The sequence below is a fragment of the Klebsiella sp. CN_Kp075 genome (assembly GCF_040065055.2).
Classification (GTDB): domain Bacteria; phylum Pseudomonadota; class Gammaproteobacteria; order Enterobacterales; family Enterobacteriaceae; genus Klebsiella; species Klebsiella aerogenes.
The window spans coordinates 571,770-588,453 of sequence record NZ_CM198050.1 but is presented as its reverse complement, the minus strand read 5'-3'; the positions used below and the strand labels follow the sequence as shown (position 1 = coordinate 588,453).

At 57.6% G+C, this 16,684-nt stretch carries 19 protein-coding genes; 9 read left to right on the top strand and 10 right to left on the bottom strand.

The features are described from left to right. Nucleotides 1-63 precede the first annotated feature (63 nt). A complete protein-coding gene (gene rsmI, locus ABLV78_RS02880; RefSeq protein WP_047044743.1) occupies nt 64-927 on the bottom strand; it encodes a 16S rRNA (cytidine(1402)-2'-O)-methyltransferase in 864 nt (287 codons plus the stop codon). A 63-nt stretch (nt 928-990) separates the two neighbouring features. Here rsmI and ABLV78_RS02875 point away from each other — a divergent pair, with 63 nt between their 5' ends. From ABLV78_RS02875 to dolP, 4 genes are read left to right on the top strand one after another with little or no spacing between them, the layout of a single operon-like run. Then, a complete protein-coding gene (locus ABLV78_RS02875; RefSeq protein WP_165430611.1) occupies nt 991-3,096 on the top strand; it encodes a penicillin-binding protein activator in 2,106 nt (701 codons plus the stop codon). Then, on the top strand, nt 3,054-3,440 hold the full coding sequence (locus tag ABLV78_RS02870; RefSeq protein ID WP_045394928.1) for a YraN family protein: 387 nt from the start codon (nt 3,054-3,056) through the stop codon (nt 3,438-3,440). The genes ABLV78_RS02875 and ABLV78_RS02870 overlap by 43 nt, the downstream gene beginning before the upstream one ends. 25 nt (nt 3,441-3,465) lie before the next feature. Beyond that, the gene (gene diaA / locus ABLV78_RS02865; protein ID WP_015369544.1) at nt 3,466-4,056 is read left to right on the top strand and encodes a DnaA initiator-associating protein DiaA; all 591 of its coding nucleotides are present in this window, start codon (nt 3,466-3,468) and stop codon (nt 4,054-4,056) included. Nucleotides 4,057-4,065: 9 nt separating this feature from the next. Then, nucleotides 4,066-4,641, top strand: a complete 576-nt coding sequence (gene dolP, locus ABLV78_RS02860; RefSeq protein WP_045394929.1) for a division/outer membrane stress-associated lipid-binding lipoprotein — start codon at nt 4,066-4,068, stop codon at nt 4,639-4,641. Between the two features lie 166 nt (nt 4,642-4,807). Here the strand turns inward: dolP and ABLV78_RS02855 are convergent, their stop codons facing one another. After that, nucleotides 4,808-5,851: a permease gene (locus ABLV78_RS02855; protein WP_047044737.1), complete on the bottom strand. Its 1,044-nt coding sequence runs from the start codon at nt 5,849-5,851 to the stop codon at nt 4,808-4,810. A 72-nt stretch (nt 5,852-5,923) separates the two neighbouring features. After that, nucleotides 5,924-6,571: an NAD(P)H-binding protein gene (locus tag ABLV78_RS02850; protein ID WP_045394931.1), complete on the bottom strand. Its 648-nt coding sequence runs from the start codon at nt 6,569-6,571 to the stop codon at nt 5,924-5,926. A 128-nt stretch (nt 6,572-6,699) separates the two neighbouring features. Between ABLV78_RS02850 and ABLV78_RS02845 the strand changes: the two genes are divergently transcribed. After that, nucleotides 6,700-7,218 (top strand): type 1 glutamine amidotransferase domain-containing protein, encoded by a 519-nt coding sequence (locus tag ABLV78_RS02845; RefSeq protein WP_015703592.1) that lies wholly within the window; start codon nt 6,700-6,702, stop codon nt 7,216-7,218. Here the strand turns inward: ABLV78_RS02845 and ABLV78_RS02840 are convergent. Beyond that, nucleotides 7,198-7,641, bottom strand: a complete 444-nt coding sequence (locus ABLV78_RS02840) for a YhbP family protein (protein ID WP_047044733.1) — start codon at nt 7,639-7,641, stop codon at nt 7,198-7,200. The two genes, ABLV78_RS02845 and ABLV78_RS02840, sit on opposite strands and share 21 nt — an antisense overlap. 49 nt (nt 7,642-7,690) lie before the next feature. Here ABLV78_RS02840 and ABLV78_RS02835 point away from each other — a divergent pair, with 49 nt between their 5' ends. Beyond that, on the top strand, nt 7,691-7,981 hold the full coding sequence (locus ABLV78_RS02835; RefSeq protein WP_026612209.1) for a GIY-YIG nuclease family protein: 291 nt from the start codon (nt 7,691-7,693) through the stop codon (nt 7,979-7,981). Here the strand turns inward: ABLV78_RS02835 and ABLV78_RS02830 are convergent. Then, a complete protein-coding gene (locus ABLV78_RS02830) occupies nt 7,968-8,471 on the bottom strand; it encodes a GNAT family N-acetyltransferase (protein WP_047044731.1) in 504 nt (167 codons plus the stop codon). The genes ABLV78_RS02835 and ABLV78_RS02830 overlap by 14 nt on opposite strands. After that, the gene (gene ubiT / locus ABLV78_RS02825; RefSeq protein ID WP_015369536.1) at nt 8,465-8,989 is read right to left on the bottom strand and encodes a ubiquinone anaerobic biosynthesis accessory factor UbiT; all 525 of its coding nucleotides are present in this window, start codon (nt 8,987-8,989) and stop codon (nt 8,465-8,467) included. Before ubiT ends, ABLV78_RS02830 begins: the two co-directional genes overlap by 7 nt. Before the next feature lie 221 nt (nt 8,990-9,210). On the opposite strand from ubiT, the gene ubiU reads away from it, so the two are divergent. The 3 genes from ubiU (at nt 9,211) to ABLV78_RS02810 (ending at nt 12,186) form a co-directional block, all read left to right on the top strand. After that, on the top strand, nt 9,211-10,206 hold the full coding sequence (ubiU, locus tag ABLV78_RS02820) for a ubiquinone anaerobic biosynthesis protein UbiU (RefSeq protein ID WP_045377933.1): 996 nt from the start codon (nt 9,211-9,213) through the stop codon (nt 10,204-10,206). A gap of 5 nt (nt 10,207-10,211) precedes the next feature. Then, nucleotides 10,212-11,090 carry a U32 family peptidase gene (locus ABLV78_RS02815; protein WP_047044826.1) on the top strand — a complete coding sequence of 293 codons (879 nt, stop codon included), beginning with the start codon at nt 10,212-10,214 and terminating at the stop codon, nt 11,088-11,090. A gap of 88 nt (nt 11,091-11,178) precedes the next feature. Beyond that, nucleotides 11,179-12,186 carry a luciferase-like monooxygenase gene (locus tag ABLV78_RS02810; protein ID WP_047044728.1) on the top strand — a complete coding sequence of 336 codons (1,008 nt, stop codon included), beginning with the start codon at nt 11,179-11,181 and terminating at the stop codon, nt 12,184-12,186. A 44-nt stretch (nt 12,187-12,230) separates the two neighbouring features. Here ABLV78_RS02810 and mtr read toward each other — a convergent pair whose 3' ends face one another. The 4 genes from mtr to nlpI all read right to left on the bottom strand — a co-directional run bounded on the left by mtr (nt 12,231) and on the right by nlpI (nt 16,615). Beyond that, nucleotides 12,231-13,475 (bottom strand): tryptophan permease, encoded by a 1,245-nt coding sequence (gene mtr, locus ABLV78_RS02805; protein WP_045394937.1) that lies wholly within the window; start codon nt 13,473-13,475, stop codon nt 12,231-12,233. A 144-nt stretch (nt 13,476-13,619) separates the two neighbouring features. After that, nucleotides 13,620-15,554 carry a DEAD/DEAH family ATP-dependent RNA helicase gene (locus tag ABLV78_RS02800; protein WP_015369531.1) on the bottom strand — a complete coding sequence of 645 codons (1,935 nt, stop codon included), beginning with the start codon at nt 15,552-15,554 and terminating at the stop codon, nt 13,620-13,622. Then, nucleotides 15,547-15,627: a protein YrbN gene (gene yrbN / locus ABLV78_RS02795; RefSeq protein ID WP_086538083.1), complete on the bottom strand. Its 81-nt coding sequence runs from the start codon at nt 15,625-15,627 to the stop codon at nt 15,547-15,549. The genes ABLV78_RS02800 and yrbN overlap by 8 nt, the downstream gene beginning before the upstream one ends. A 103-nt stretch (nt 15,628-15,730) precedes the next feature. Further along, nucleotides 15,731-16,615, bottom strand: a complete 885-nt coding sequence (gene nlpI / locus ABLV78_RS02790; RefSeq protein WP_020077841.1) for a lipoprotein NlpI — start codon at nt 16,613-16,615, stop codon at nt 15,731-15,733. Nucleotides 16,616-16,684 lie beyond the last annotated feature (69 nt).

Here is a 16,684-nt window from a genome sequence, read left to right as displayed (position 1 = left end):
CTCAACGACAAGGTTGAGAACCGTGGGTGTGATGCTAAACGGCGGTTGGTAACGGCTCATCGCTTACTCCCCCTGCTGCTCCAGCGCGTATTTATACAGCGCGTTCTTCTTCACGCCGTGGATTTCCGCGGCCAGCGCGGCGGCTTTCTTCAACGGCAGTTCCGCCTGTAGCAGCGCCAGAGTCCGCAGCGCGGCTGCCGGCAGCGCCTCTTCCTGGGCCTTAAAACCTTCGACGATCAGCACCATCTCGCCTTTGCGGCGATTTTCGTCTTCCTTCACCCACGCCACCAGCTCGCCAATCGGCGCGCCGTGGATAGACTCCCAGGTTTTGGTCAGCTCGCGTGCCAACACTACGTAACGGGATTCGCCCAGAACCGCGCAGATATCCTCCAGGCTCTCCACCAGGCGGTGCGTTGACTCATAGAAGATAATGGTGCGCGGCTCTTCTTCCAGCGCCTTCAGGGTATCGCGGCGGCCTTTCGATTTCGCCGGCAGGAAACCTTCATAGCAGAAACGATCGGACGGCAAACCGGCGGCGCTCAGAGCGGCAATCGCTGCACAAGGGCCCGGTAGCGGCACGACGCGAATATTGGCTTCACGGCAGGTACGCACCAGATGGTAGCCGGGATCGTTAATCAGCGGCGTGCCGGCATCGGACACCAGCGCGATGTTTTGCCCCTCTTTTAATTTCGCTAAAAGTGTTTCGGCCTTTTGCTGCTCGTTATGGTCGTGAAGGGCAAATAAACGGGCGTTAATCGCAAAATGCTGCAGCAGCAAACCGGTATGGCGGGTATCCTCCGCAGCAATTAAATCAACAGCTTGCAACACTTCCAGTGCGCGCTGCGTGATATCAGACAGATTCCCTATCGGAGTGGGCACAATGTACAGTTGCCCCTGAGAATTATCCGCTGATTCGTGTTGTTTCATTGTCTCGTCCGTATTGCCGATTTAATATTGAGCATTGAGCCAAAAAAATATCACTGGATACATATGGTACCGTCAACATTTCTTCGTTCTAAGCCCGCGCGCTGTCTGCCCGTATTGCTGGCTACTCTTCTTTTTGCTGGCTGCGGCACCCACACGCAGGATCAAAGCACGGCGTTTATGCAGGGTACGTCGCAGGCCAACTCCAGTTTCTACCTACAGCAGATGCAGCAAAGCACGAATGATAGCAAGACCAACTGGCAATTACTCGCCATTCGTGCACTGCTGCAGGAAGGTAAGAAGCAGCAGGCTATCGACCTGTACAACCAACTGCCGTCGAACCTGAACAGCACGCAGGCCCGCGAACAGTCGCTGCTGGCGGTGGAAGTCAAACTGGCGCAAGGCGATTACCAGGGCGCGAAGGCATTGCTGAGCAAACTCGATCCTCTCAGTTTTGAGAAAAATCAGCAGCCGCGCTACTGGCAGGCGCAAATTGACGCCAGCCAGGGACAGCCGTCTCTGGCATTGCTGCGTGCGCTGATTGCCCAGCAGCCCCTGCTAAACCAGACGAAGCAAAAACAACAAAACATCGACGCCACATGGAAAGCGCTAACGGCGATGACCCCACAGCAGGCCAACGCGCTGGTAATCAATGCCGACGAAAACGTGCTGCAGGGCTGGCTCGATCTGCAGCGGATGTGGTTCGACAACCGCAACGATCCGGCAATGCTGAAAGCGGGCGTCAAAGACTGGCAAATCCGTTATCCGCAGAACCCGGGGGCGCAGATGCTGCCCACTGCGCTGGTGAATATGCAAAACTATAAACCGGCCTCGACCAATAAAATCGCCCTGCTGCTGCCTCTGAACGGCCAGGCGGCGATTTTCGGCCGCACTATCCAGCAGGGTTTTGAAGCGGCGAAGAATGGCGCCCCAGCGGTCCAGGGTAGCGCAGTGCCGGCGCAGGTCGCCCAGGCGGCGAATGTTGCCGGCAATAACGATGTGGTGAGCCCTTCGCAGGCGGAAGTCGGCGATCTCACCGCCATCGGCAGCCAGGCCGCGCCGGTGCAGGCGCCAGCGGAGACGCAGGCCGCGCCTGCCGCGAAACCAGCAGCCGCTCCGCTATCCGCCCCGGTTACCGCAACGCCGGCAGCACAACCGGTAGCACAACCGGTGAGCGCGCCAGCCGCGCAGCCGCAGCCCGCGGTGGCGACCACCGCCAATCCTGCCGCTGAACTGAAAATTTACGATACCACCAGCCAGCCGATGAGCCAGCTGCTGGCGCAGGTACAGCAGGACGGCGCCACCCTCGTGGTCGGCCCGCTGCTGAAAGAAAACGTCGAAGAGGTGATGAAAAGCAACACCTCGCTGAACGTGCTCGCCCTTAATCAGCCGGGCAAAGTCGAGAACCGTCCGAATCTGTGCTACTTCGCGCTCTCCCCGGAAGATGAAGCCCGCGACGCGGCGCGTCATATTCACGATCAGGGCAAGCAAACGCCGTTACTACTGGTGCCGCGCGGCGCGCTTGGCGACCGCGTGGTCAGCGCGTTCGCCGACGAGTGGCTGAAACTGGGCGGCGGTACGGTGCTGCAGCAACGTCTGGGATCGACGGCGGAGCTGAAATCCGGCGTCAACGGCGGCGGCATCTCGCTGACCGGCAGCCCGGTATCGACGCTGCCGTCATCTGTGGATAGCTCGCTCGGCAGCCCTGGCGACGTTCCGGTCAGCAGCGGCGGCAGCATCGATGCCGCCTATATCGTCGCTACCCCGGAACAAATTGGCTATATCAAGCCGCTGATCGCCATGCGCAACGGCAGCCAGAGCAACGTCACCCTGTACGCCAGCTCCCGCAGCGCCCAGGGCACCTCCGGCCCGGATTTCCGTCTGGAGATGGAAGGCCTGCAATATAGCGAAATCCCGATGCTGGCTGGCAGTAACCCGGCGCTGATGCAGCAGGCGCTCTCCGCCGTGCGTAACGACTACTCGCTGGCGCGTCTGTATGCGATGGGCGCCGACGCCTGGTCGCTGGCGAATCATTTCGCGCAAATGCGCCAGAGCCCAGGTTACGAGCTGAACGGCAATACGGGCGATCTGACGGCCGCGCCGGACTGCGTGATCAACAGGAAGTTATCATGGCTCAAGTACCAACAGGGACAAATCGTCGCAGCCAACTAAGCAAACAGACCGGCGACGCCTGGGAAAGCCAGGCGCGTCGGTGGTTAGAACGGCATGGACTGCGTTTTATCGCCGCCAACGCCCGCGAGCGCGGCGGCGAGATCGATCTTATTATGCGCGACGGCGCGGTTATCGTGTTCGTCGAAGTGCGCTACCGGCGCAGCGCCAGCTACGGCGATGCCGCCGCCAGCGTCACGCCGCAAAAGCAACAACGTCTTCTCAAGGCTGCTCGTCTGTGGCTCTCCCGGCAGAATGGGAGTTTTGATACTGTGGATTGCCGTTTCGATGTGGTAGCCTTCACCGGCAACGACATCCAATGGCTGAAAAACGCCTTTGGCGAATAGCGTATTATCAGATTTAAGGGATCCCGTGCTCGACAGAATTAAAGCCTGCTTTACCGAAAGCATTCAAACCCAAATCGCCGCCGCGGAAGCGCTCCCGGACGCCATCTCGCGCGCGGCTATGACGCTCGTTCAGTCGCTGCTTAACGGCAACAAAATCCTCTGTTGTGGTAATGGCACCTCCGCCGCCAACGCACAGCATTTTGCTGCCAGCATGATCAATCGTTTCGAAACAGAGCGCCCTGGTTTACCCGCCATTGCACTAAATACCGATAATGTGGTCTTAACCGCAATCGCCAACGATCGCCTGCATGATGAAATCTACGCTAAACAGGTGCGCGCGCTGGGTCACGCCGGCGACGTACTGTTGGCGATTTCTACGCGCGGCAATAGCCGGGATATCGTGAAAGCCGTGGAAGCGGCGGTCACCCGCGATATGACTATCGTGGCGTTAACCGGTTACGACGGCGGCGAGCTGGCTGGCCTGTTAGGTCAGCAGGACGTTGAAATCCGCATTCCTTCGCACCGCAGCGCGCGGATCCAGGAAATGCACATGCTTACCGTCAATTGTCTGTGCGATTTGATTGATAACACGCTTTTTCCACACCAGGACGAATAAGGAGAACACATGAAGGCTCTCTCGCCCCTCGCCATCCTGCTTTCTGCGCTACTGCTACAGGGCTGCGTCGCCGCAGCGGTAGTCGGTACGGCAGCCGTCGGCACCAAAGCGGCAACGGACCCGCGTACGGTGGGTACGCAGGTTGATGACAGCACCCTGGAGCTACGCGTTAACAGCGCCTTAGGGAAAGATGAACAGATTAAGAAAGAAGCGCGTATTAACGTCACCGCTTATCAGGGTAAGGTCCTGCTGACCGGCCAGTCGCCGACCGCCGATCTCTCCTCTCGCGCCAAACAAATCGCGATGGGAGTTGAAGGGACTACCGAAGTCTTCAATGAAGTGCGTCAAGGCCAGCCGATTGGCTTAGGCACCGCGTCGTCGGATACCTGGATCACCACCAAAGTTCGTTCCCAACTGCTGGGCAGCGATCAGGTGAAGTCTTCCAACGTGAAAGTGACGACCGAAAACAGCGAAGTGTTCCTGATGGGCCTGGTCACCGACCGTGAAGGCCGCGCGGCGGCGGATATCGCCAGCCGGGTAAGCGGCGTGAGCCGCGTCACCACCGCGTTTACCTATCTTAAATAAACGTTATCTAACCCGGCTGGCGCTTCGCTAAGCCGGGCTACCAAATAGCGCTGCGCTGTAGCCCCGGTAAGCGGCAGTATAAATTAAAGGCAGGCCGCACGGACCGTAGGCCGGGTAAGGCGCAGCCGCCACCCGGCACAAAATCCGGCGCCCCGCTCCGGATAAATTACACCAGCGCCAGCGCGCCGACGATCGCCCCGCACAACGCCACCAGCCCGCCGGTTAGCCACAGCGCTTTAGCCGGGAACGCCTTACGCAACATAACCAGCGACGGTACGCTCACCGCGGGCAAGGTAATCAGCAGCGCCAACGCCGGCGCGGTGCCCATTCCAGCCAGCATCATCGTCTGCACAATCGGAATTTCCGCCGCCGTCGGGATAACGAACAGGCAACCGGCTATCGCCATTGCGATCACCCAGAACAGCGTGTTATCGACCGCGCCCTCGGCGTGCGGGAACAACCAGACCCGCGCCGCGCCCAGTACCAGCACCGCGAGGATGTAAACCGGGATCGTACTCCAGAACAGCGACCACAGCGCGCGCAGCCAGCGGTTGATAAAAGTGCCCTCATCATTCTTCAGTTGGCTAACGTCTTCTGCCGCTACCGGCTGCGTCGCCGCCTCTTTTACCCATTTTTGCACCAGCGTCGCCACCACCAGCACCGTCGCCAGCCCGGCCACCAGCCGGATCAGAGCAAACTGCCAGCCAAGCACGAAACCCATAAAAACCAGCGTCGCCGGGTTCAGCAGCGGGTTGCCCATCCAGAACGCCAGCGCCCCGCCCATCGACACCTGCTGTTTACGCATTCCGGCGGCAACCGGCGCGGCGCAGCAGGTACACATCATCCCCGGTAGCGAAAAAATCGCTCCCAGCAGCGTGCCCTGAAATCGAGATTGCCCAAGCGTGCGCAGCAGCCAGTCGCGGGGGATCAGCACCTGAATAAGCGAACCGAGCAGCACGCCGAGCGCCGCCGCTTTCCAGACCGCGAGGAAGTAAACCATCGCGTAATCCCATGCCGCCTGAAGCGGGTTTACATCAGCCTGGGCGAGAATAGATTTACCGATACTGTGGGTTTCCGCGGCCGTAAAGGCTTTACCGTAATACGGCTGCCATTTGACGTACCACAGGCCAACGATAACGACGAGAAAGAACAGCGCGGGTTTCCACCATTGAAATGGTGATGCCGCCTGAGATGAAGACTGACCAGCCATAGCATTCCCCAGGGAGAAGAGATAATAAATAAGGAGGTGAATACTACGCCTGCCATCCAAATTTGAAAATGATTAATCCGCCTGCCGGGCGGCGCGTTCCCGTAGCTGAGACGAGGTCAGGATCTGGACGCCTTCATGGCTCGGCGCCAGCGCCTCGGCCAGCAGAGCCGTCGCTACATCGCGAGCCTGAATAGCTTTCCAGTCTCCAGGCAGAAAACGAAATAGCGGTGCAAAGAGCGTTTCATTGGCGCGTTTATGCTCCCGATCGCCCAGTAACATCGAAGGACGGGCAATGGTCAGTCGCGGCCACTCCTGCGCAATCAGCGCCTCTTCCATTTCTCCTTTCACGCGGTTATAGAAGAAGGGCGAATGCGAATTGGCGCCCATCGCGCTGACCACCAGCATATGTTGCGCCCCGAGGCGCTTCCCGACCAGCGCCGTATCCACCACCAGCGTATAGTCAGCATGCACAAACGCTTCTTTACTCCCCGCTTCCCGTCGCGTGGTGCCCAGGCAGCAGAATACGATATCGACAGGATCAACCACCTGCGCCAGTGCATCGGTCAACTGCGGATCGTGTGGATTGAATATCCCCTCCGCCGGAGCAAGCGGACGGCGCGTTGGCGCAGCAATCGCGCTAATACGCGGCTCACTCTGTAGCAGCCGAAGTAAGTGCCCACCAACTAAGCCAGTCGCGCCGGTTAATAATACCTGACTCATCAAATCTCCTTTGCAGAATTGTCTGCCTTGCACTTTGCCCCACATGTTCCAGGCTTAATAGCTTACGAGGTAAGTATCCACCATCATCATGGAAATGCCTCATTCACTGCCAAAAGATCGGAGGAAGAATGAGTAAAAAGATTGCCGTACTAATCACCGACGACTTCGAAGATTCTGAATTCACCTCACCTGCCGAGGCTTTTAAACTTGCCGGGCATCAGGTCGTGACAATTGAGAAACAGGCAGGAAAAACGGTAAAAGGGAAGCAAGGCGAGGCTGAAGTGGCGATCGACAAAGCGATTGATGACGTGACGCCGGCGCAGTTTGACGCCCTGTTGCTGCCTGGCGGCTATTCACCGGACCAGTTGCGGGGTGATGAGCGCTTCGTCACTTTTACTCGCGACTTCGTGAATAGCGGTAAACCGGTCTTTGCCATTTGTCACGGCCCGCAGTTACTCATCAGCGCAGACGTCATTCGCGGGCGTAAGCTCACGGCGGTTAAACCCATCGTGGTCGACGTGAAAAACGCCGGCGGTGAGTTTTACGATCAGGAAGTGGTGCTTGATAACGATCAGTTAGTCACCAGCAGAACCCCGGACGATCTTCCGGCGTTCAATCGCGAGGCGCTACGCCTGCTCGGAGCTTGAGTCGCGCAGCCAATATAGCTTTTTGCCAAAACCCAGCGTGTTGTCGGTAAATTTAAGCTCGTCGGGACGGATCTCCCACACCGGCGCCGACAACATGCGGGCGACCGGAAAGCGTTTAACGTAGCGTTTTCGCATCTCAGCCTCTTCGTCACCGTGAAGGCGGCGGATCTCCCCCTTAAACTGCACGCCGCGGATTAAGGCAACGGTCTTTGGCTGGCCGTTGACCGTCCCGGCGACCTTCGCGCGTTCGCCGGTCATCTGGCCGTGACGGGTTTTTTCGTCGCTCAGCAGATAAAAAACGACGTTATCCGGATCGTAAACGTAAAACGCATTGGCGCACCACAGCTCGTCATCACGTGCGACGCACCAGGTGATGACGTGTTGTTTACCCAGCCAGCGGCTAATCGCGGCAAGCGTATCCATCTTTATTCTCCATTATGCTATGGTGCACACACCCTAACAGACTGACGTTATTACCGTGTGCTGGTTTCTCTATCTTATTCGAACCGCTGATAACCGCCTGTATACCGGCATTACCACCGATGTTCCGCGCCGCTTTCTTCAGCATCAGGAAGGCAAAGGAGCGAAAGCGCTGCGCGGCAAAGGCGAACTGGCGCTGGCGTTTAGTCAGAAAGTTGGTGACCACTCACTCGCTCTGCGGCTGGAGTATCGCATCAAGCAGCTAACGAAGCGCCAGAAAGAGCGCCTCGTTGCCGGGGATGGTTCGTTCGAGACCCTGCTGGAGGGGCTCAGAAGCGATTGAAATGATCGCTGTACTCGACCAGACCGTGTACGCCCTGCAGCGCGTCATCCGCCAGACGGTGCACCTGGAAGGCTTCCGCGGTGTCCGGCCAGCGGCAGCGTAAATCGAACGAGGCGGCGGGTTCAAAGCCTAAACGGCCATACAGCGCCGGTTCGCCCAGCGTAACCACCGCGGCGTAGCCAAATTCATTTAATGAATCCAGCCCTTCGTAGACCAGCTGTCGGCCAATACCCTGGCCGCGATAGCTTTCATCTACCGCCAACGGCGCCAGACCTACCCACTGCAGCTCTTCGCCTTCGACGGTGACCGGGCTAAAGGCAACGTAGCCCACCACCTGGCCTTCATCGTCAGTGGCGACTAAGCCCAGCGTGATCAAACCATCTTCACGCAGATCGTGCACCAGCTTCGCTTCCGCGTCGCTGCCGAACGTACGGCGCAGCAGCGCGTCGATACCCGGCGCATCAATCCCAATTTCCACTCGAATCAGCATGCCTCACCTACCGATGTCTGTTCAGGTTTCTGCGGGCTCTTCAGGCCTGCTTCGACAAAATCCGCCATCTGCAGCAGCATGACGCGCAGTGCTTTCGGCATCTGCTCCAGCTCGATGGCATCCATCAGGTTCTTCACGTATAGACCCAGCTCAGTATCACCTTCAATCACCAGACGACGCTGGAAGAATAGCGTATCCGGATCCTGTTTACGCGCGGCAATCATCAGCAGATCGCTGGCATCGGCGCTAAAGCTGACGTCGGCGTCAGCCTGCTGGCTGACCACCAGGCGACCGTCGACTACCGAGGTATACCACAGCAGGCCAATATCGCGCACATTAATACTTAACCAGCGACCTTCGAGAAACTCCAGTTCTCCATCCGCCAGCGCCTGGCGAAATTGCCAGCTCAATACTTGTTCCAGCACCTGGCGCTTGAGGGCAAAAGGCGCCAGCTTAACCGGCACGCTCATTAAAGACGGGCCAAAACGGACCAGCCGGGAACGCAGTTCATCCAACACAAGCTTCACTCCATGCATGCAATAGTTTCGCTATTGTGCCATATCAAATAAACGACATAGCGGCGTAAATCAACAAAATCGCGATGATGGTCGCCAGCTATTGAGCCCACCAATACGCTTTTAACTGCCTCAAATCAAAAATTGTCACCAGAAGGTTAACTAAAATCCCAGCTCGTTAACCATTTTGCGTCCCTGACCGGCCGCGTTTTTCAGGAAAAATTATGGAGCTGCTCTGCCCCGCCGGTAACCTCCCGGCACTTAAGGCGGCCATCGAAAACGGCGCCGATGCCGTGTATATCGGGCTGAAAGATGACACCAATGCCCGCCACTTTGCCGGCCTTAATTTCACCGAAAAGAAATTGCAGGAAGCCGTCAGCTTTGTGCACCAGCATCGCCGTAAGCTACATATCGCGATTAACACCTTCGCCCATCCCGACGGTTATGCCCGCTGGCAGCGTGCTGTGGATATGGCCGCGCAATTGGGCGCCGACGCGCTTATCCTCGCCGATATCGCCATGCTGGAGTACGCCGCGGAACGCTATCCGCACATTGAACGTCACGTTTCAGTGCAGGCGTCCGCCACTAACGAAGAGGCGGTGCGTTTTTATCACCGCAACTTTGACGTTGCCCGCGTCGTACTGCCGCGGGTGTTATCCATTCACCAGGTGAAACAGTTAGCCCGCGCCACGCCGGTGCCGCTGGAAGTCTTCGCCTTCGGTAGCTTATGCATCATGGCGGAAGGCCGCTGCTATCTCTCGTCGTATCTCACCGGCGAATCGCCAAATACCGTCGGCGCCTGTTCGCCCGCGCGCTTCGTCCGCTGGCAGCAAACGCCGCAGGGGCTGGAGTCACGCCTTAACGAAGTGCTGATCGATCGCTATCAGGATGGCGAGAATGCCGGTTATCCGACGCTGTGCAAAGGCCGCTACCTGGTCGACGGCGAGCGCTACCACGCGCTGGAAGAACCCACCAGCCTCAATACCCTGGAGCTGTTGCCAGAACTGATGGCCGCCAATATCGCCTCGGTAAAAATCGAAGGCCGTCAGCGCAGCCCGGCATACGTCACCCAGGTAGCGAAAGTCTGGCGTCAGGCGATCGACCGCTGTAAAGCCGATCCGCAGAATTTCGTGCCGCAATCCGCATGGATGGAAACCCTTGGTTCGATGTCCGAAGGAACGCAAACCACCCTTGGCGCCTATCACCGTAAATGGCAGTGAGAAACATGAAATATTCATTAGGGCCGGTGCTGTACTACTGGCCAAAAGAGACGCTGGAAGATTTTTACCAGCAGGCGGCAAACAGTAGCGCTGACACCATTTATCTGGGCGAGGCGGTGTGCAGCAAGCGCCGCGCCACTAAAGTCGGCGATTGGATCGAAATGGCGAAAGCGCTGGCCGGTAGCGGCAAGCAGGTGGTGCTCTCCACCCTCGCGCTGGTGCAGGCCTCCTCCGAACTGGGCGAGCTGAAGCGCTATGTCGAGAACGGCGAATTCCTGATTGAAGCCAGTGACCTCGGCGTGGTCAACCTCTGCGCCGAACGCAAGCTGCCCTTCGTCGCCGGTCATGCGCTGAACTGCTACAACGCCGTCACTTTGCGCCTCCTGCTGAAGCAGGGCATGACGCGCTGGTGCATGCCAGTGGAGCTTTCCCGCGACTGGCTGGCTAATTTGCTGACCCAGTGCGAAGAACTGGGCATTCGCAACCAGTTTGAAGTCGAAGTGCTGAGCTACGGCCATCTGCCGCTGGCTTATTCCGCGCGCTGCTTTACCGCCCGCTCGGAAGACCGGCCAAAAGACGAATGCGAAACCTGCTGCATCAAGTACCCAACCGGGCGCAGCATGCTGTCGCAGGAGAACCAGCAGGTGTTTGTGCTTAACGGCATTCAGACGATGAGCGGCTACGTCTATAACCTTGGCAACGAGTTAACCTCGATGCACGGTCTGGTGGATATGGTGCGCCTGTCGCCGATGGGCAGCGAGACCTTCGCCATGCTCGACGCCTTCCGCGCCAACGAAAATGGCGCTGCGCCGCTGGATCTCACCGCCAACAGCGATTGCAACGGCTACTGGAAACGGCTGGCCGGGCTGGAGCTGCAGGCGTAAGGTGAAGTGTAAAAGCTCACTTTGTTAACAACGGTTATTAATTTTTAATGCACTATTAAAAGATTCACCGTCGACAAAGTGAGCTGTTATGACTGATAAAACCATTCCGTTCTCGGTGCTCGATCTGGCGCCGATCCCGCAGGGATCTTCGGCTAAAGAAGCCTTTTCCCACTCTCTCGCTCTCGCCCGGCTGGCGGAATCCCGCGGCTACCACCGTTACTGGCTGGCTGAGCACCATAATATGGTGGGCATTGCCAGCGCGGCGACTTCGGTGTTGATTGGCTATCTTGCCGCCAATACCACCACCCTGCATCTGGGCTCCGGAGGCGTGATGTTGCCAAACCATTCGCCGCTGGTGATCGCCGAACAGTTCGGCACCCTGAATACGCTGTATCCCGGACGTATCGATCTCGGCCTTGGCCGCGCGCCGGGCAGCGATCAGCCGACCATGCGCGCGCTGCGTCGCCATATGAGCGGCGATGTCGATAATTTCCCGCGCGATGTGGCGGAGCTGGTGGACTGGTTTGACGCCCGCGATGCTCATCCGCAGGTGCGCCCGGTTCCCGGCTATGGCGAACGAATTCCGGTGTGGCTACTGGGCTCAAGCCTGTACAGCGCGCAGCTGGCGGCGCAGCTTGGTCTGCCGTTTGCTTTCGCCTCTCACTTCGCGCCGGACATGTTATTCCAGGCGCTGCATCTGTATCGCAGCAATTTCAAACCTTCGGCGCGGCTCGAAAAACCGTACGCGATGGTATGCATCAATATTATCGCCGCCGATAGCAATCGCGACGCGGAGTTCCTCTTTACTTCGATGCAGCAGGCCTTCGTTAAGCTGCGCCGCGGCGAAACCGGGCAGTTGCCGCCGCCGGTGGAAAATATGCATCAGCTGTGGTCAGCGTCCGAGCAGTATGGTGTGCAGCAGGCATTAAGCATGTCGCTGGTTGGCGATAAAACCAAAGTTCGCCACGGGTTAGCGTCGATTCTTCGCGAAACGGAAGCGGACGAAATCATGGTTAACGGCCAGATCTTCGACCACCAGGCGCGCCTGCATTCCTTTGATTTAGCGATGCAGGTGAAAGAGGACTTGTTAGGTTAGTGACGCGGTAAGCCCGGTGCGCGTCACGCCACCGGGCGATGCGGTTATTGATAAACCGGCAGCAGATTAAAGCTCGACAGGAAATGCACCACCGCGTTGCCGAGCCCGAACAGCAGGATCAGCGTAATCATCGGTTTTCCGCCCCAAACGCGGAACTGTGGGCTACCGAAGCGTTTACGCGAAGCGCGGGCCAGCAGCGCCGGCACAATCGCCGCCCATACCGTCGCCGCCAGACCGGCATAGCCGATGGCGTAAAGGAAGCCATCTGGTTTCACCAGCCCGCCGATCATCGGCGGGATAAAGGTCAACAGCGCGGTTTTAAAGCGTCCCATCGCGCTATCGTCAAAGCCAAACAGATCCGCGAGATAATCGAACAGCCCCAGCGTCACGCCGAGGAAGGAACTGGCGACGGCAAAGTTGGAGAACACCACCAGCAGCAGATCCAGACCGCGGCTATTCAGCACGCCGCTCAGCGCCTGCACCAGCACATCAATGTTGCCGCCCTTCTGGGCGATACCGATAAACTGCGGACGAGGGATATTACCCATCGTCACCAGCAGCCAGACCACATACAGACCCAGCGCCAGCAGCGTACCGTAAATCAGACAGCGGGTAATGGTACGCGGATCCTTACCATAATATTTCATCAGGCTCGGCACGTTACCGTGATAGCCAAACGAGGCCAGACAGAACGGCAGCGTCATCAGCAGATATGGCGCATAGGAGGCATTCTTCTCCACGACGTTAAACAGCGTCGTCGGCTCGACGTGCCCCAGCAGGCTGCCGAAGGTCAGAAAGAAGGTAATCACCTTAGCGCCCAGTACGATAGCCGTCATGCGGCTTACCGCTTTCGTGCTCATCCAAACGATAAAGGCCACCAGCAGCGCGAAGCCGAAGCCCGCAGCGCGCGCGGGTACGTTCAGCGACATTTCACTGAAGGTGTGGTGCAGGATCGAACCGCTCGCCGAAATATAGGCGTAGGTCAGGATATACAGCACAAAGGCGATCGACACGCCGTTTACCAGGTTCCAGCCTTTGCCGAGCAGGTCTTTGGTAATGGTGTCGAAGCTGGAGCCAATCCGGTAGTTAAGGTTGGCTTCCAGAATCATCAAACCGGAGTGCAGCATGCAGAACCAGGTAAAAACCAGCGCCGCCAGCGACCAGAAGAACCACGCGCCGGACATAACCACCGGCAGCGAGAACATGCCCGCGCCAATAATTGTGCCGCCGATAATCACCACGCCGCCAAATAAAGACGGTCGGGTGGCCGTAGTGGTTAGTGTCGCCATTTGCCGAAATCTCCAGTCGAAAATACTTCGCTCACGTTGAGCATGACGCACTGTACCAGTACACGAGTACAAAAGAAATAAAAAAAGCCCCAATCATGACGATCGGGGCTGTATTATTTACTTTACGCTAGCGGATTGCGCTTATTACGCATCGCCACCGAAACGACGACGACCCGCGGAATCATCACGGCGCGGCGCGGAAGCATCGTCACGACGCGGCGCGCGGCCGCCTTCACGACGTTCGCCGCTGAAACGACGACCTTCACCACGACCGCCTTCACGACGTTCGCCACCGAAGCTACGACCGCCTTCACGACGCTCGCCGCCGAAGCCACGACCGCCTTCACGACGCTCGCCGCCGCCACGACGTTCGGTGCGCGGCTGCGCATCGCCCAGCAGCTGCATGTTCATCGGCTTGTTCAGGATGCGGGTACGAGTAAAGTGCTGCAGCACTTCGCCCGGCATACCTTTCGGCAGTTCGATGGTGGAGTGAGAACCGAACAGCTTGATGTTACCGATGTAACGGCTGCTGATGTCGCCTTCGTTAGCGATCGCGCCAACGATATGACGAACTTCAACGCCGTCATCACGGCCCACTTCAATGCGGTACAGTTCCATCTCACCCACGTCACGGCGCTCACGCTTCGGACGATCTTCACGATCGCCACGCGGACCGCGGTCATTACGGTCGCCACGGCGTTCGAAACGGTCATCACGATCGCGGAATTCACGACGCGGACGCATCGGCGCATCCGGCGGAACGATCAGAGAACGTTCGCCCTGGGCCATTTTCAGCAGCGCAGCGGCCAGCGTTTCTACGTCCAGCTCTTCGCCTTCCGCGGTCGGCTGGATTTTCGCCAGCAGCGCACGGTACTGGTCCAGATCGCTGCTTTCCAGCTGCTGCTGAACTTTAGCGGCGAATTTCTCCAGGCGACGTTTGCCCAGCAGTTCTGCGTTCGGCAGTTCTACTTCAGGGATCGTCAGCTTCATCGTACGTTCGATGTTACGCAGCAGGCGACGCTCACGGTTCTCAACGAACAGCAGCGCGCGACCCGCACGACCCGCACGACCGGTACGACCGATACGGTGAACGTAAGATTCGGAATCCATCGGGATGTCATAGTTAACAACCAGGCTGATGCGCTCAACGTCCAGGCCGCGGGCCGCAACGTCGGTGGCGATCAGGATGTCCAGACGACCGTCTTTCAGGCGCTCCAGGGTCTGCTCACGCAGCGCCTGGTTCATATCGCCGTTCAGCGCGGCGCTGTTATAACCGCTACGCTCCAGCGCTTCTGCCACTTCCAGGGTCGCGTTTTTGGTACGCACGAAGATAATCGCCGCATCAAAGTCTTCCGCTTCCAGGAAACGCACCAGCGCTTCGTTTTTACGCATGCCGTAAGCAGTCCAGTAGCTCTGGCTGATGTCCGGGCGCGTGGTGACGCTGGACTGAATGCGAACTTCCTGCGGCTCTTTCATGAAGCGGCGGGTAATGCGACGAATCGCTTCCGGCATAGTGGCGGAGAACAGAGCGGTCTGATGACCTTCCGGGATCTGCGCCATAATGGTTTCTACGTCTTCGATAAAGCCCATGCGCAGCATTTCATCTGCTTCGTCCAGTACCAGACCGCTCAGTTTAGAGAGATCCAGCGTACCGCGCTTCAGGTGGTCCAGCAGACGACCCGGGGTACCGACGACGATCTGCGGCCCCTGACGCAGGGCGCGCAGCTGCACGTCATAACGCTGGCCGCCGTACAGGGCAACCACGTTTACGCCGCGCATATGTTTAGAGAATTCCGTCATTGCTTCAGCAACCTGTACCGCCAGTTCGCGGGTCGGCGCCAGCACCAGAATCTGTGGTGCTCTCAGCTCAGGATCGATGTTGTTCAGCAGCGGTAAAGAGAACGCTGCGGTCTTACCGCTACCGGTCTGGGCCATACCCAGAACGTCGCGGCCGTCCAGCAGATGCGGAATGCACTCAGCCTGGATCGGAGATGGTTTTTCGTAACCCAGATCGTTAAGCGCTTCAAGGATAGGAGCCTTCAGGCCCAGATCTGCAAAAGTGGTTTCGAATTCAGCCATGTAGTACGTGTGCCTCAAAATTAATGGCGGCCAGTCTACATAACTCATCGTGAAAATTTAGAGTAATTTTCATTGAAAAGTGTGAACCGGCTCAAAGTAGGTGTATTAACGAACAACAACGCCCTCACCCGCGAAGGTGATGGCAATCAAAAAATGGGCTGATGTGTGTTCGTCAGCTATTGCTGGTCCGATTCTGCCAGGTCATCTTGCTCCTGGCCCAAGAGCGATAATTCCAACAATGCGTATCGGTGCTCAACGTAGTTATGAACGTTGTTAGCGACCGCCAGTTTGAACAGTGCCGTAGCGCTGTCCTTGTCCCCCAGACTTAGGTAGTACTTACCTAAATAGAAGTTGGTTTCACTGAGATGCTCAGCGAGCGAGGTGTTATCCGTTGCGTCTGCCTTCAGACGGGTCATCAGCTCTTTTTCGCTAATGTCGCCAAGGTAGAACTCGACAATGTTCCATCCCCATTGCTCTTTATCCGACTTGTTGAAGCGCTGTTTCAGTGCTTCAAGCGCCTGCTTCTCATCAAGCTTACGCTCGGCGAGGTATAACCACAGACTGCGGAAAGGATCATTGGGATCGTCTTGATAAAACGCCAGCAGATCATCTTGCGCTAACTTAGCACGGCCACCGTAATACAGAGCGATGCCGCGGTTTAAGTGCGCGTAGTTGTAAGTTGGATCAAGCTCAAGTACAGAATCAAACGCTTCATAGGCAGCATCAAAATTGCCTGCCTGCGTTAAATAAATGCCTAAGTAATTGAATACTTCAGGCATATCGGGTCGGATTGCCAGCGCTTGTGAAAAATCATTTCGCGCTAATGCCCTCAGACCGAGACTATCATACAACACTCCGCGCTCATATAAAAGCTGTGCGCGTTCGTCATCGGTTAAAGCCCGACTGGCAAGAATTTGTTCCATGCGCGCCAGAATCACTTCTTGCTGCAAAGTCGGTTGCAATGGTACCGCGAGGACGGCGTCCTTACGCCAGGCAGAGTTGCTGCATCCTGCCAGCGTGAGAGCTGTCGCCACGAAACACCAGCGCAGAAAAGGCTTCATTTCCCACTCCCGAAGACAACGATTGGATGAACGTCCAGTTCCCCGGCTGCAAAAAGGCATCCTGCCCGG

Excerpts from the sequence above, each read along its gene's own strand:
- ABLV78_RS02870 (WP_045394928.1), top strand. The coding sequence starts at position 3,054 with ATGGCTCAAGTACCAACAGGGACAAATCGTCGCAGCCAACTAAGCAAA.
- ABLV78_RS02815 (WP_047044826.1), top strand. The coding sequence starts at position 10,212 with ATGAAATATTCATTAGGGCCGGTGCTGTACTACTGGCCAAAAGAGACG.
- ubiU (WP_045377933.1), top strand. The coding sequence starts at position 9,211 with ATGGAGCTGCTCTGCCCCGCCGGTAACCTCCCGGCACTTAAGGCGGCC.
- ABLV78_RS02875 (WP_165430611.1), top strand. The coding sequence starts at position 991 with ATGGTACCGTCAACATTTCTTCGTTCTAAGCCCGCGCGCTGTCTGCCC.
- mtr (WP_045394937.1), bottom strand. The coding sequence starts at position 13,475 with ATGGCGACACTAACCACTACGGCCACCCGACCGTCTTTATTTGGCGGC.
- ABLV78_RS02800 (WP_015369531.1), bottom strand. The coding sequence starts at position 15,554 with ATGGCTGAATTCGAAACCACTTTTGCAGATCTGGGCCTGAAGGCTCCT.
- dolP (WP_045394929.1), top strand. The coding sequence starts at position 4,066 with ATGAAGGCTCTCTCGCCCCTCGCCATCCTGCTTTCTGCGCTACTGCTA.
- ABLV78_RS02810 (WP_047044728.1), top strand. The coding sequence starts at position 11,179 with ATGACTGATAAAACCATTCCGTTCTCGGTGCTCGATCTGGCGCCGATC.
- ABLV78_RS02855 (WP_047044737.1), bottom strand. The coding sequence starts at position 5,851 with ATGGCTGGTCAGTCTTCATCTCAGGCGGCATCACCATTTCAATGGTGG.
- yrbN (WP_086538083.1), bottom strand. The coding sequence starts at position 15,627 with ATGAAAATTACTCTAAATTTTCACGATGAGTTATGTAGACTGGCCGCC.
- ABLV78_RS02840 (WP_047044733.1), bottom strand. The coding sequence starts at position 7,641 with ATGGATACGCTTGCCGCGATTAGCCGCTGGCTGGGTAAACAACACGTC.
- rsmI (WP_047044743.1), bottom strand. The coding sequence starts at position 927 with ATGAAACAACACGAATCAGCGGATAATTCTCAGGGGCAACTGTACATT.
- ABLV78_RS02845 (WP_015703592.1), top strand. The coding sequence starts at position 6,700 with ATGAGTAAAAAGATTGCCGTACTAATCACCGACGACTTCGAAGATTCT.
- nlpI (WP_020077841.1), bottom strand. The coding sequence starts at position 16,615 with ATGAAGCCTTTTCTGCGCTGGTGTTTCGTGGCGACAGCTCTCACGCTG.
- ABLV78_RS02850 (WP_045394931.1), bottom strand. The coding sequence starts at position 6,571 with ATGAGTCAGGTATTATTAACCGGCGCGACTGGCTTAGTTGGTGGGCAC.
- ABLV78_RS02830 (WP_047044731.1), bottom strand. The coding sequence starts at position 8,471 with ATGCTGATTCGAGTGGAAATTGGGATTGATGCGCCGGGTATCGACGCG.